The 13087-nt window shown below is 63.8% G+C and carries 14 protein-coding genes; 5 read left to right on the forward strand and 9 right to left on the reverse strand.

The features are described from left to right. Positions 1–16 precede the first annotated feature (16 nt). From FXB38_RS29865 to FXB38_RS29885, 5 genes are all read right to left on the reverse strand, one after another. Entirely contained in the window at positions 17–835 is an 819-nt protein-coding gene (locus FXB38_RS29865; RefSeq protein ID WP_148754565.1) for an aldo/keto reductase, read from the reverse strand. 262 nt (positions 836–1097) lie between these two features. Continuing rightward, positions 1098–2663, reverse strand: coding sequence for an alkaline phosphatase D family protein (locus tag FXB38_RS29870; protein ID WP_148754566.1), 1566 nt, complete (start codon positions 2661–2663; stop codon positions 1098–1100). Between the two features lie 118 nt (positions 2664–2781). Beyond that, the gene (locus tag FXB38_RS29875) at positions 2782–3201 is read right to left on the reverse strand and encodes a hypothetical protein (protein ID WP_148754567.1); all 420 of its coding nucleotides are present in this window, start codon (positions 3199–3201) and stop codon (positions 2782–2784) included. Positions 3202–3309: 108 nt separating this feature from the next. Further along, the gene (locus FXB38_RS29880; RefSeq protein WP_148754568.1) at positions 3310–4311 is read right to left on the reverse strand and encodes an NAD(P)H-dependent flavin oxidoreductase; all 1002 of its coding nucleotides are present in this window, start codon (positions 4309–4311) and stop codon (positions 3310–3312) included. A gap of 69 nt (positions 4312–4380) precedes the next feature. After that, positions 4381–5118, reverse strand: coding sequence for an SDR family oxidoreductase (locus tag FXB38_RS29885; protein WP_148754569.1), 738 nt, complete (start codon positions 5116–5118; stop codon positions 4381–4383). 165 nt (positions 5119–5283) lie between these two features. Between FXB38_RS29885 and FXB38_RS29890 the strand changes: the two genes are divergently transcribed. Then, positions 5284–5751, forward strand: a complete 468-nt coding sequence (locus FXB38_RS29890) for a winged helix-turn-helix transcriptional regulator (protein WP_148754570.1) — start codon at positions 5284–5286, stop codon at positions 5749–5751. Here FXB38_RS29890 and FXB38_RS29895 read toward each other — a convergent pair. From FXB38_RS29895 to FXB38_RS29905, 4 genes are all read right to left on the reverse strand, one after another. Next, complete coding sequence (locus FXB38_RS29895; RefSeq protein WP_148754571.1) at positions 5748–7367, reverse strand: DHA2 family efflux MFS transporter permease subunit; 1620 nt, start codon at positions 7365–7367, stop codon at positions 5748–5750. The genes FXB38_RS29890 and FXB38_RS29895 overlap by 4 nt on opposite strands. Further along, positions 7364–8521, reverse strand: coding sequence for an HlyD family secretion protein (locus tag FXB38_RS29900; RefSeq protein WP_148754572.1), 1158 nt, complete (start codon positions 8519–8521; stop codon positions 7364–7366). Before FXB38_RS29900 ends, FXB38_RS29895 begins: the two co-directional genes overlap by 4 nt. 199 nt (positions 8522–8720) lie before the next feature. Then, on the reverse strand, positions 8721–8879 hold the full coding sequence (locus FXB38_RS43100) for a hypothetical protein (RefSeq protein ID WP_187435241.1): 159 nt from the start codon (positions 8877–8879) through the stop codon (positions 8721–8723). A 30-nt stretch (positions 8880–8909) separates the two neighbouring features. After that, positions 8910–9284, reverse strand: a complete 375-nt coding sequence (locus tag FXB38_RS29905) for a PRC-barrel domain-containing protein (RefSeq protein WP_148754573.1) — start codon at positions 9282–9284, stop codon at positions 8910–8912. Between the two features lie 139 nt (positions 9285–9423). Between FXB38_RS29905 and FXB38_RS29910 the strand changes: the two genes are divergently transcribed. From FXB38_RS29910 to FXB38_RS29925, 4 genes are all read left to right on the forward strand, one after another. After that, a complete protein-coding gene (locus FXB38_RS29910) occupies positions 9424–11211 on the forward strand; it encodes a thiamine pyrophosphate-requiring protein (RefSeq protein WP_148754574.1) in 1788 nt (595 codons plus the stop codon). Positions 11212–11219: 8 nt separating this feature from the next. Continuing rightward, on the forward strand, positions 11220–11447 hold the full coding sequence (locus FXB38_RS29915) for a hypothetical protein (protein WP_128953211.1): 228 nt from the start codon (positions 11220–11222) through the stop codon (positions 11445–11447). Between the two features lie 81 nt (positions 11448–11528). Next, positions 11529–12080, forward strand: coding sequence for a DUF4142 domain-containing protein (locus FXB38_RS29920; RefSeq protein ID WP_148754575.1), 552 nt, complete (start codon positions 11529–11531; stop codon positions 12078–12080). 47 nt (positions 12081–12127) lie between these two features. After that, complete coding sequence (locus tag FXB38_RS29925) at positions 12128–13018, forward strand: SDR family oxidoreductase (protein ID WP_148754576.1); 891 nt, start codon at positions 12128–12130, stop codon at positions 13016–13018. Positions 13019–13087 lie beyond the last annotated feature (69 nt).

Below are 13087 nucleotides of genomic sequence, written 5' to 3' on the forward strand. Positions count from 1 at the left end.
CTTTAGATTCACGTGACTAGTCCCAGGCCGGCGCGAAGCCGGGATTGACGCAGCGCTTGTCCTTCAGCAGCGCCGCGATCTTCTTGCGGTCGGCATCGTCGAGGGTGATCGTCAGCGCATCGAGATTGGCTTGCTGGCTCTCGCGGCGCGATGCCTTCGGGATCGCGGCGACACCATCCTGGTCGAGCAGCCATTTCAGCGCCACTTGCGCCGCGCTCGCGTTGTGTTTCGCGCCGATCTCGGCGAGCACCGGGTCGGATGCAACGCGCCCCTGCGCGAGCGGGCAATAGGCGACAAGCGGTATCGACTTGGCGTTGAGATAGGCCAGCACCTTCGATTGATCCAGCATCGCGTGATATTCGATCTGGTTGCAGGCGATCGGCGCCTTGACGTCCTCGACCGCGACCTTGAGCAGCGCCGTGGTGAAATTGGCGACACCGATCGCTCGCGTGCGCCCCTTCTCCTTCAGCTTCATCAAGGTCTCGAACACCTGGCCCCAGTTCGCCGACTTCGACGGCCAGTGCACGAGATAGAGATCGACGTGGTCGAGCCTCAGTTTCTTCAGGCTGTCATCGAAGGCGCGGCGGATCGCGTCCGGCGCCAGGTTCTCGTGCCAGACTTTTGTCGTGATGTGCAGCTCGCCGCGCGGCACGGAGGCCGCAGCCAGCGCGGCGCCGATGGCTTCCTCGTTGGCATACATCTCGGCGGTGTCGATGTGGCGATAGCCGATCGACAGCGCGCTCTCGACCGCAGCGCGGCAGGCGTCGCCCTGCATGCGGAAGGTGCCGAGGCCGAGCTTGGGCATGCTGATGCCCTGTGTTTTCAGATTGTCCATTGAACAGGCTCCTGAGCATTTCAGCCCGCCGGATGCGCGCGGCGATGCCGCGTGAGCAGTCTCTTCGGTGATGGAAAAGAGGTGGCGGGAGTGGCCACTATAGCGCGGCAGGCGGGCGGCAGCCAATCAAGATCGGGTTAGGTGCTTCCTCACCGTCATGCCCGGGCTTGTCCCGGGCATCCACGTTCTTGACCCCACAAGGGGAAGGCGTGGATGGCCGGGTCAAGCCCGGCCATGACGACGGTGAGAATGACCCGTCCCTTTACGAATGCTGCGCAACCATAGCCGGGCGCGCCTGCGGCTGCGGCACGAGATCGACCGACCAGAGATCGCGGTTGTCGACGTCCTTCAAGGTGACAGTCATCACGCCGCTCGTGCCGTCGATGTCAACGCGGCCGAAGAACTGCAGGCCGAAGCAGGGCGCGAGGTTCTCGCCCTGGGTTTCGCTGCACCCGTTCCGGTACATCGCTACGGGGCCAAACGTGTTGTCGAGCTCGCCGGGGCCCCAGGTGCCTGCATGCAGGGGGCCGGAGACGAACTCCCAGAACGGCTCGAAATCGCTGAACCGGGCCTTGTTCGGATCGTAGTAGTGCGCGGCCGTGTAGTGCATGTCGGCGGTGAGCCAGACGATGTTGCGGATACAGGCGCGCTTGATGAACGCAAGCAGATCGGCGATTTCGTGCTCACGCCGGTCGGGCGGCCCGTCGCCGAGCGCGACGGCATCGAGGCTGATCAGCCCGATCGGCAAATCTGCCGCGATCACCTTCCAGGTAGCGAGCGAGGCAGCGAGCTCCCGCTTCAGCCAGGCGAGCTGCTCGGCGCCAAGAACCCAGCCGCGATGATCGTTGCCCTTGTTCCAGGTCTCGTCGCGATAGCTGCGCATGTCGATCATGAAGACGTCGAGCAGCGGGCCGTAGGCGATCTTGCGATAGACCCGGCCCTGGCGTGCGCCGATGTCCCGGATCGGCATGAAGTCGAAGAAGGCGCGGCGAGCACGCGCGACCAGGCGCGGCGTGCCGTCCTCCTCGTAACCGGCTTCGTCATAGCTGCCGGTCGGCGACCAGTCGTTGGTGACCTCGTGATCGTCCCATTGCGCGAACATCGGCACTTGCGCATGGAAGGCGCGGAAGTTCTCATCGAGGTGGTTGTATTTGTAGTTGCCGCGGAACTGCGCCAGTGTGTGCGCGACTTGCGCTTTCTCCTCGGTCACGACGTTGCGCCAGATCTCGCCATTCGGCAGCTTCTGCTCGGACGAAATCGTGCAGTCGGCATAGATGTGATCGCCGGAGTGGATGAAGAAGTCCGGGCGGTTGTCGAGCATGGTGCGATAGCTGCGATAGCCGCCTCGCGCGATGTCGATGCCCCAGCCCTGCCCCGCGACATCGCCTGACCACAGGAACGAGATCGACTGCCCCTCGGCCGGCGCAGTGCGGAAATGGCCGACGCGGCTTTCGCCGGCGATGCCGCTCGCGATGTCGTCGAAGCGCACGCGATAGAAGACGTCCTGCCCGGGCGGCAGATCGTCGAGCTGCAGTTTTGCGGTGAAGTCTGCGTCGGGCAGAGCGTCGCGCGAAGCGGACGCGATGATGGTCTTGAAGCTCTCGACCGTCGAGCATTCCACCTGCATTCGAGCAGGCCGATCAGCGCGCGCCCAGATCACGGCAGAGCCGTCCGAGACGTCGCCGGACTGGATGCCGCCCGCGATCTGCGGGCGATCGGCGGCGCGGCTGATGCTCGGCTTTGCGAGCGAGGCGACGGCGAGGCTGGAGGTGGAGCGGACCAAAAACTGCCGCCGGGTCCATGCGCGTGAAGCGCGGAGCGTCGCCATTCAGGAAACCTTCGTCGAATCGCGACGGAAGGTGCCTGCGCTCCTTGACTCCTACCCTTACGGTTTCTTGACTCTGCGCCTACGATTTTACGACGCGGGGATGACGTTCTCGAACTGGTCAGCGCTTCCAGTTGCAGATGCCGCCGGAACGACACGGCCAGGTCTGGATACGCGTGTCCATCGCCTGGGCGTCCAGCGGATTGCCGTGACGATGCGCGAGCTTCGTGCGGGCTGCGCCGCGCGGCTGCGCGCTCTTCGCGTGCGCCACCTTCGGCTCGGAGACGTGCACGCGCTCCGCCGCAACCTTCTTAGGCACGTCGACCGGCTCGGCGCGAGCCTGCGCCTCGGTGCCACCCTTCGCCTCTAGCGCGACTGGGGCGAAATGCGTCTCGGGTCCGAGCCGCTTCGGTGACAGCACGGCCTTGGAGAGGTCAAGGCCAAGGTATTCATCAGGCTTGTAGTCGTCAGCGCGTGCGATGCTGCCCCATGCAAGCACGAGGGCAACGGCAACAGCGAAAGGAACGCTTTTCAGGACCACGGACGCCTCCTGAAATTGATTATTAAAGGAGTAATCTGCGTCTATCTAGGAGGCGCCGCGTGCAATTCCAGCGGTCAACTGCCGCCGTGGTTAAGAAGTTAGGCGATGTCAGGCGACCTTTCGCGTTGCACTCGTCCCGTCCAGGAACCCCATAAGCCGGCTGCGGATGATTTGTTCCGCCTCGGTCATGATGCGATCGACGAGTTCCTTGCAGGAGGGTATGTCGTGGATAAGGCCTGCGACCATGCCACAGCTCCAGGCGCCGGCATCCATCTGCCCGTCCAGCATGACCTTGGGATAGACACCCGCGACCTGGTCGTGGATGTCGTCGATGGTCAGCTTGGCGCCCTTCTCGCGCTCGACCTCGAGCAGGCGGTCGACATTCGCATTCTTCAGCACGCGCTCGGTGTTGCGCAGGGCCCGCATGATCAGGCGGGTGTCGAGCTCGGTCGCCGCGACCAGCGCGTTCTTCACGTTCTGATGGACAGGTGCTTCCTTGGTCGCGATGAAACGCGTGCCCATGTTCATGCCGGCAGCACCCAACGACAGCGCCGCGACGAGGCTGCGTCCATCGGCCATGCCGCCCGAGGCCACAAACGGGATCTTCAACTCCTCCGCCGCGCGCGGCAGCAGTATCATGTTGGGAATGTCGTCCTCGCCGGGATGGCCGCCGCACTCAAACCCGTCGACGCTGACGGCGTCGCAGCCGATCCGCTCGGCCTTCAGCGAGTGGCGCACCGAGGTGCATTTGTGGATCACCTTGATGCCTGCCGCCTTCAGCGCCGGCATGTAGGCCTCCGGGCTGCGGCCCGCGGTCTCCACCGCCTTGATGCCGCCCTCGACGATGGCTGCGATGTATTCCGGATAAGGCGGCGCCGAGAAGGCCGGCAGGAAGGTGAGGTTCACACCGAATGGCTTGTCGGTCATGTCGCGGCAACGCGCGATCTCCTTGGCGAGCAGCTCCGGTGTTTTCTGCGTGAGGCCGGTGACGATGCCGAGCCCGCCGGCATTGGAGACGGCGGCGGCAAGCTCCGCAAAGCCGACGAAATGCATGCCGCCCTGGATGATCGGGTGCTCGATGCCGAACAGTTCGGTGATCGCCGTCCTCACGTACATATCCTCCCGGAATTTTGCTTCAGCTCTGCTTGGGGACAGTCTAGCCGCACTTCTGCGCCGCGGTCACCATTTCTCTCCGAACGGGCGGATCTCCATCTCGAAGGTCCAAGCACTCTTGGGCTGCTGATAGAGCTGCCAATAGGAATCGGCGACCGCCGAAGGCGGCATCAGCAGATCGGGATTATCAAGCGCATTCGGCCCGAGCGCCTCGAGCCGGCGCTGCCGCACCCATTCGGTGTCGACACCGGAATCGATGATGAGATGGGCGACGTGAATGTTCTTCGGCCCGAGCTCTCGCGCCATCGCCTGCGCCACCGCACGCAGTCCGAACTTGGCACTGGCAAACGCCGCAAAGCCGCTGCCGCCGCGCAAGGACGCCGTCGCACCGGTGAAGAAGATCTTGCCGCCGCCGCGCGGCAGCATCAGCCGCGCTGCCTCGCGCCCTGCGAGGAAGCCTGAATAGCAGGCCATCTCCCAGACCTTGCGAAACACGCGCTCGGAGGTGTCGAGGATCGGAAAATTGACGTTGGCGCCGACATTGAAGATGCAGACCTCCAGCGGCGCATGCTTGTCGGCATCGTCGAGGAAGGAGATGACCTCCTCCTCCTTGCGCGCATCCAGCGAGCGCGCGTGGATCTCGCCGCCGGCGGCCTCGATGTCCTTCACCAGCGGCGCGAGCTTGTCGCCGTTGCGGCGGCCCGCATAGATCGAAAAGCCTTCGGCGGCGAATTTCTTGGCAATCTCGGAGCCGATGAAATCGCCGGCCCCGATCACGGCCGCGGTCGCGTTTCGCTTGGGCAAGGTCGCCTCCTCCGGTGACAGCATGTGATTGGGCCGGGAGGCTATAGTTCTAAAATAGAACTGTCAAACTTTGACGCCGGATGCTAAGTTTCTCTAGAAATACCCCTGATCATTCAAGTCAGTTCTTTTTTCAGACTTATGGTTGCCCAGGCCGGAGACGGGATCATGAAGTGGGATACGCTGGACGAGGAGCCCTGCTCGCTCTCCCGCACCGTCGCCGTGGTCGGCGACCGCTGGACGCTCTTGATCCTGCGCGAATGCTTCTTGCGCGTGCGCCGCTTCGAGGCATTCCAGTCGTCGCTCCAGATCACGCGGCATCTTCTGTCGGAGCGACTGAAGAAGCTGGTCCGCTTCGGCATCCTGCGCCGCGTCCCCTATTCCGAGTCTCCCAAGCGCTACGAATACATCCTCACGCAGAAGGGGCTCGATCTCTATCCGATCATCATGGCGATGGTGCATTGGGGCGACACCCACATGGGTGACGAGCGCGGCCGCCCGCTGCTGCACGAGCACAAGAGTTGCGGCAAGCTGTTCGATCCGGTGATGGTGTGCTCGGAATGCGGCGAGGTGCTACATGCGAAGCAGGTGCACGTTCATGCGGGGCCGGGGCGGCGAGGAGCTGACGCTGCCTAGTGCCCTCGCGCCGGGGCGTGCAAATCGACCGGTCGGATGACCGCGGCAATCGGGATCAACAACGCCGCAATAACGGCAAGCGTCCAGAACACGTCGATATAAGCAAGAAGATCGATCTGCTGCTGGAGGGTCTGGCCGATCCAGGCGATCGCTTGCGAGGCAGCGTCCGTTGCGTTCGAGCCTTGGGCCTGGAAGAAGCGCGTCATTGCGTCGATGGTTTGCTGATAGCCGAGATCGGACGGCGCGGCGTGCTCGATCAGGCGACTCTGATGGAATTGCTGGCGTTGCGCCAAGAGCGTTTGCGCCAGCGCCACGCCCATCGAGCCACCGATGTTGCGGGCGACATTGATCAGGGCGGAGGCCTGGTTGGTCTTCTCGGGTGGCAAGCCGTCATAGGATGCCGTCGTCACCGGAAGGAATAGGAAGGGAAGAGCGACCGCGAGATAGATTCGCGCCAGCGCGGCGTAGCCGTAGCTGATGTCTCCGGTAAGCCCGGTCAGATGCCACATCGAAAGCGCGGCCGTCGCAGCGCCGAACATGATCAGATATTTCGGCTGCACCATCGTGACCAGTCGTCCCGCCACCGGCATCAACATCATCGTCACGACGCCGCTCGGCGACAGCACCAGTCCCGCGAGCATGGCGGTGTAGCCAAGCTCCGTCTGCAAGAGCTGCGGCAATAGCTGCGTCGTTGAGATCAGCACCGCAAATGTGCCAAGCATGACCAGGAAACAGGACCCGAACTGGCGCCTGCCGAGCAGGCGGATGTCGACGATCGGATCATCCCGCATCAACTCCCACGGGATCAATGCGAGCAGGCTGAAGGCGGCAAGCAGTGCAAAGGACAGGATCATGTTCGATCCGAACCAATCATTGCGCTGGCCTTCGTCAAGCACGAATTCGAGTGCACCGAGCCCGATCGCGACCAGCAGGAAGCCGATGTAGTCGACGCGCAGGCCTTTGCTCAGCAGCTCCGCCCTCTCCTCTTCCGCGCCCGACGGCTCCTTGACCAGCGTGCCGACCAGGAACAGCGAGATCAGACCCATCGGCACGTTGATCAGGAACACCCAGTGCCAGGAGTAGGTATCAGTAATCCAACCGCCGAGCGTCGGGCCAATCACTGGGGCGACCACGACTGCGACGCCATAGATCGCAAACGCCTGGCCGCGTTTTTGCGGCGGAAAAGAATCAGCGAGGATCGCCTGCTCGCTGGTCGCCATGCCACCACCGCCCAGCCCCTGCAGAATCCGGAACAACACAAGCGCCTGCAAGCTCCAGGCGAGGCCGCACAACAGCGAGGCCACCGAAAAGGTCGCCACGCAGATCATGTAGAAGCGCTTGCGGCCCATCACGGTCGACAGCCAGCCTGAGATCGACAGCACGATGGCATTGGCGACCAGATAGCTGGTGATGACGTAGGTGCTCTCGTCGATGCCGACCGCGAGCCCGCCTGCGATGTGGCGCAGCGCGACATTGGCGATGGTGGTGTCGAGCACCTCCATGAAAGTCGCGATCGAGACCACGAAAGCGATGAGATATGGATTATGGCCGCCGGCCGCCGAGCGTTCCGGCGACCAGCCGCCGGCAGATGCGCCGTCTTGCGTGGCGTCCGTCATCGCACCCTGGTCCAGGGCACGACCGACATGCCGGGACCGACAGGCAGATCGGCCGGCCAATTGTCGACCACGATTTTCACCGGCACGCGCTGCACCACCTTGACGTAATTGCCCGTTGCATTCTCCGCCGGGAGCAGGCTGAAAGCGGTGCCGGAGCCCGGCTGCACGGAATCGACATGGCCGGTCAGCTTCCGCCCGGGATAGGCATCGATGCGGATCTCCACCGGCTGGCCAGGTCGCATGTCGGCGAGCTGGGTCTCCTTGTAGTTGGCGACGATCCAGACATCATCGGGCACGAACATCATCAGGCTCTGGCCTGCGGTCACGAACGTACCCTTGGCGCCGGAGAGCTTGACGACGCGGCCGGACTGCGCGGCGACAACACTGGTATATTGCAGGTTTAGCTTCGCTTGATCGAGCTGAGCCTGGAACTGCTCGAGCTGCGCCTTGGCACCTTCGAGCTGGGCTTGCAGCGTCTTGATCCCGAGTTGCGCGGCTATCACCGCGGTCTTGGCGCGCTCGGTGTTGGCTTGCTGGGCCTGAAGATCGGAGCGGGTCTGCTGCTGGCGCTGCACGGTGCCGGCGCCCTTCTCGACCAGATTCTGGGCGCGCGCAAATTCCTCCTGCGAGAACTGAAGCTGGGCCTGCGCCTGCTCGAGCTGGGCCTGGGCCTGCTTGATCTGCTCCTGCTGGGAATCGATCTGCGCCTCGACATTGGCGATGTTGGCCTTGGAGACCTCTACTTGCGCCGCTGCCTGATCGACGGCGATGCGATAGTCGCGCTCGTCGATCTTGGCGAGGAGATCGCCGGCGTTGACATGCTGGTTGTCCGTGACCGGGATATCAGTCACGTAGCCGCCGACCTTCGAGGCCACGGAAAAGCTGCGCGCGGCGACAAAGGCGTCGTCGGTGGATTCGTAGTGGCGGACCTCGAGCCAATAGAGCAGACCGCCGGCCAGCGCTGCGATCAGCACGACGGCGCCAACGGTCGCGAGCAGCCAGTGCTCGCGGAGCCGCTCGCGCAGCGACGGGGTCTTGGCCGGCTTGCCGGACTGATCCCTGGTCTGGCGCTCGGGGTCCGGCGAATTCTTTGGAGCTTCCAGCTTCTGCGGTTGCTCCGCGGACGGCCCGCGCTCCCGGGTTTGAGCATCCACTGCGAACACCTCGATCGAAACTATGCAGCGAACGGCTTTGCCATGCGTGCACACCGGGAGCCTAACCGTAGCCTTAAGGCATGGTTCCGGGTTGTGGGAGCACCGCTCTCATTCGTGAATGCATTGCGCAAAAAAGAAGCGCGGCACCATCTGTACCGCGCCCACAAATTTGCCTGCGCATTTGTTCAATGCGTCTTGTTCAGTGCGTCTTGGTCTCGTGCCATTTCTCCAGGTCCGGCCTTTTCTCGCCGGACCTCTGCTCCTTCTCCGGATTACCCTTCCAGGGCTTGTCCGTCTGGGCGTGCGATCCCCAGTCATTCTGCTGCCGGGGATCGTCGGTGGGCTTTTCCTGGCTCATCTGATCTCCCTCTGTCTCTCCGCCAACCGGTTAGGCGAAGGGAACACCGTAATAGGCGTTGATGCTGCGCGTCGCGGCGTCATCGCTCCAGTTCCAATCGCTGCGCGCGCCATACTTCGGCGCCCCTTCAAGGGCCTTCGCAGTGATTCCGGTGACATAGCCGCCGAGCTCGGTGTCGTATTTCAGCGACTGCCAGGGCAAGGGATAGTGATCGTTGCCGAGGCCCAGAAATCCACCAAAGCCGAGCACAGCGTAGGACACCTTGCCGCTGATCTTGTCGATCATCACGCGTTCGATCGAACCGATCCGGTTGCGATCCGCGCCGTAAACCGACGTTCCCTCGACCTTGTCGCTGCCGATCAGACGGCCCATCTCGGCGCGATCCAGTTCGCCTTGATTCAACATTTGGATCCTCCACTCAGCCAATGTGTGAATCAACTTGCGTGAAGGGGTGATCGTTCCAGAAGGCGCCTGCGGCCAACAGGAACATCGCCGGGAACGCGCTGTTCTTGATGTCAGATCAGGAAACCGGGAGCCGTCCACGATGTCCCAGACCGTCTCCGACTTCATCGTCCAGCGTCTGCATCAGTGGGGCGTCCGCCATATCTTCGGTTACCCCGGCGACGGCATCAACGGCGTGTTCGGCGCCATGAACCGGGCCGAGGCCAAGATCGATTTCGTGCAGGCCAGGCACGAGGAGATGGCGGCGTTCATGGCCAGCGCCTATGCGAAATTTTCCGGCGAGCTTGGCGTCTGCATCGCGACATCGGGACCTGGTGCCTCACATCTGATCACGGGGCTCTACGATGCACTGCTGGATCACCAGCCGGTGCTGGCGATCGTCGGCCAGCAGGCGCGAAACGCGCTCGGCGGAAGCTATCAGCAGGAACTCGACCTCGTCTCGATGTTCAAGGACGTCGCCAGCGCGTATGTCGCGCAAGCGTCCTCACCCGCCCAGGTGCGGCACCTGATCGATCGCGCGGTGCGCATCGCGCTCGCACGCCGGGCTCCGACTGCAATCATCTTCCCCAACGATCTCCAGGAAGAGCCCTACGAAGGACCGCCCCGTGCCCACGGCACCCTGCATTCCGGTGTCGGCTACAGTGCCCCATGCGTGATCCCTCGCGAAGCCGAACTCGATCATGCCGCGGAGGTTCTCAACGCCGGCCACAAGGTCGCGATGCTGATCGGTGCCGGCGCGCTGCATGCCACCGACGAGGTGATCGCGGTCGCCGACCGCCTGTCCGCCGGCTGCGCCAAGGCGCTGCTCGGCAAGGCGGCGCTGCCGGACGACCTGCCGTGGGTGACGGGCTCGATCGGCCTGCTCGGCACCGAGCCCAGCTACAACATGATGATGGAATGCGACACGCTGCTGATGGTCGGCTCTGCATTCCCCTACGCAGAATTCCTTCCAAGGGAAGGCGCCGCGCGCGGCGTGCAGATCGACATCGATGCCGGCATGACGTCGATCCGCTTCCCCATGGAAGTCAGCCTCGTCGGCGATGCCGCGGAGACCTTGCGGAGCCTGCTGCCCCGGCTCGCGCCCAAGAGCGACGGCGCCTGGCGGAAGGGCATCGAGAACAACGTCGCCAAATGGTGGAAGACGCTGGACGACCGTGCGCATCAGCCCGCCGCGCCGATCAATCCGCAGCTCGTCGCCTGGAAGCTGTCGTCGCGCCTGCCAGAGCGCGCCATCATCACCAGCGATTCCGGCTCCTGCGCCAACTGGTTTGCGCGCGATCTCAAGATCCGGCGCGGCATGACGGCTTCGCTCTCCGGCGGCCTCGCCTCGATGGGCGCCGCGGTGCCCTACGCGCTCGCCGCGAAATATGCCGATCCGGACCGGCCTGTCATCGCGCTGGTCGGCGATGGCGCGATGCAGATGAACAACATGGCCGAGCTGATCACCGCCGCGAAATACTGGCGATCATGGCGCGATCCGCGCTTCGTCGTTTGCGTCTTCAACAACGAAGACCTCAACCAGGTGACCTGGGAGCAGCGCATCATCAATGGCGACCCCAAATTCGAGGCCTCGCAGCGCATCCCCGACGTGCCCTATTCGCGCTTTGCCGAGATGATCGGCCTCACCGGCATCTTCGTCGACCGCCCGCAACTGCTCGCCTCGGCCTGGGAACAGGCGCTGGCAAGCGAGATGCCCGTCGTGCTGGAGGTGAAGACCGATCCCGAAGTGCCGCCGCTGCCGCCGCACATCACCCTGCAGCAGGCGAAGAATTTCTCGCTCGCCTTGATGAAGGGCGATCCTGACGAGACCGGCGTGATCAAGGGAGCGGCCCGGCAAGTGCTGGAAAAGATCCTGCCCGGAAAGGAATGAGGTGAACCATGAGCGACTTCCGTGACATTCAGCATGGCGTCAACGATCCCGTCGACGGCGTCGACGTGAAGCGCCAGATCAACACCAACCAGACGCCGCATGAGCGGGCCCAGCGCCATGCCGACGTGCGGGCCGAGCCGTCGGCCTCGCCATCCGAGCCGTTCCTGCCGGAACGGCTGCGGCGCAAGCCGACCGACCCGATCAATCCCCGCACCGGCCGCCATCCAACGGATTAGGAACATCGGCCCCGGGGCCGTGTTGGTCGCCGCAAAGATCCGCGCGGCAAAGGCCGCGTGGCCAATCAGAGGGACCGGACCATGAAACGTACCGTCATCGCCTTTGCCTGCGTGCTGCTCGCAGGCCCTGCTCTCGCGCAGTCGTTAGGTGAGAAGACCGGCGTCAACTCGGCGTTGGGCGTCGCACCGACCACCGCCGATTTCGTCAAGGAGGTCGCCGTCAGCGACATGTTCGAGATCGAATCGAGCAAGCTCGCCGAGCAGAAGGGCAACGCGCAGGAGAAGAGCTTCGCGCAGCAGATGGTGACCGACCACACCAAGACCAGCGGCGAGCTGAAGGCCCTCGTCGGCGATGGCAAGGTGCAGGCGACCCTGCCGACTGCACTCGACAGCTCGCACCAGAGCAAGCTGGACAAGCTCAAGAGTGCCTCGGGCAAGGACTTCAGCTCGGACTATGATTCCTATCAGGTCAGCGCCCACGAGGACGCGACCTCGCTGTTCGATCGCTATGCCAAGGGCGGCGACAATGCCGCGCTGAAGGATTGGGCCGACAAGACGCTGCCAGCACTCCGGCATCATCTCGACATGGCCAAGGAGCTTGGCAGGGCGCCGAGCGTCGGACAGTCGAAGTAAGACTTGCGGCTTCGCTGGCATCTTCGAGGGCGAAAGGAAGCACTGATATGGCCGAGCACGACCTGATCGATCCCCTCACCCGCTATCCGAAACCGCCGTTCAAGAAGCAGTCGCAGCCCTGGCCCGGCCTCGCCGGCAGGATGGAGCCGCGACCTGACCATGGCGAGGCGAGCTACAAGGGCTCCGGGCGGCTCGCCGGACGCAAGGCGCTGATCACCGGCGGCGATTCCGGCATGGGCCGCGCGGCCGCGATCGCGTACGCGCGCGAGGGCGCCGACGTCGCCATCAACTATCTCCCTGCGGAGGAGCCCGACGCGCAGGAGGTGATCGCATTGATCAAGAAGGAAGGCCGCACCGGCCTCGCAATCCCCGGCGACCTCAAGAACGAAGCCTTCTGCAGGAAGCTGGTCGAGCAGGCCGTGCAGGGCCTCGGCGGGCTCGACATCATCGTCAACAACGCGGCGCGACAGCAGGCGCGCGCCTCCATCCTCGACGTCTCGTCAGAGGATTTTGATGCCACCATGAAGACCAACATCTACGCGCCGTTCTGGATCATCAAGGCGGCGCTGCCGCATCTCAAGCCCGGATCCTGCATCGTCGCCACCACATCCGAGCAGGCTTACGATCCCTCGCCGGATCTCTACGACTATGCGCAGACCAAGGCGGCGACCATGAATTACGTGAAGTCATTGGCAAAGCAGCTCGCCTCCAGGGGCATTCGCGTCAACGGCGTTGCACCGGGGCCGATCTGGACGCCGCTCCAGGTTTCGGGCGGCGCCACCATGGAGAAGCTCGAAAAGTTTGGCGGCATGACGCCACTCGGCCGCCCCGGTCAGCCCGCCGAACTCGCCTCGATCTACGTGCAGCTCGCAGCTGCCGATGCGAGTTATGCAACCGGCCAGGTCTACGGCTCCGCGGGCGGATCGGGACAGCCGTAACGCCTCGGCTCAGGAACAATCGTCGGTGTTCGGCTTTACAAAACTGTCATGGAGAACCTTTCGCCGACC

This window comes from Bradyrhizobium cytisi (assembly GCF_008123515.1).
Taxonomy (GTDB): Bacteria; Pseudomonadota; Alphaproteobacteria; order Rhizobiales; family Xanthobacteraceae; genus Bradyrhizobium; species Bradyrhizobium cytisi.

What these genes read in the sequence shown, in the direction of transcription:
- FXB38_RS29865 (WP_148754565.1), bottom strand. Translation starts at nt 835, where the DNA reads ATGGACAATCTGAAAACACAGGGCATCAGCATGCCCAAGCTCGGCCTC.
- FXB38_RS29870 (WP_148754566.1), bottom strand. Translation starts at nt 2,663, where the DNA reads ATGGCGACGCTCCGCGCTTCACGCGCATGGACCCGGCGGCAGTTTTTG.
- FXB38_RS29890 (WP_148754570.1), top strand. Translation starts at nt 5,284, where the DNA reads ATGAAGTGGGATACGCTGGACGAGGAGCCCTGCTCGCTCTCCCGCACC.
- FXB38_RS29895 (WP_148754571.1), bottom strand. Translation starts at nt 7,367, where the DNA reads ATGACGGACGCCACGCAAGACGGCGCATCTGCCGGCGGCTGGTCGCCG.
- FXB38_RS43100 (WP_187435241.1), bottom strand. Translation starts at nt 8,879, where the DNA reads ATGAGCCAGGAAAAGCCCACCGACGATCCCCGGCAGCAGAATGACTGG.
- FXB38_RS29905 (WP_148754573.1), bottom strand. Translation starts at nt 9,284, where the DNA reads ATGTTGAATCAAGGCGAACTGGATCGCGCCGAGATGGGCCGTCTGATC.
- FXB38_RS29910 (WP_148754574.1), top strand. Translation starts at nt 9,424, where the DNA reads ATGTCCCAGACCGTCTCCGACTTCATCGTCCAGCGTCTGCATCAGTGG.
- FXB38_RS29915 (WP_128953211.1), top strand. Translation starts at nt 11,220, where the DNA reads ATGAGCGACTTCCGTGACATTCAGCATGGCGTCAACGATCCCGTCGAC.
- FXB38_RS29920 (WP_148754575.1), top strand. Translation starts at nt 11,529, where the DNA reads ATGAAACGTACCGTCATCGCCTTTGCCTGCGTGCTGCTCGCAGGCCCT.
- FXB38_RS29925 (WP_148754576.1), top strand. Translation starts at nt 12,128, where the DNA reads ATGGCCGAGCACGACCTGATCGATCCCCTCACCCGCTATCCGAAACCG.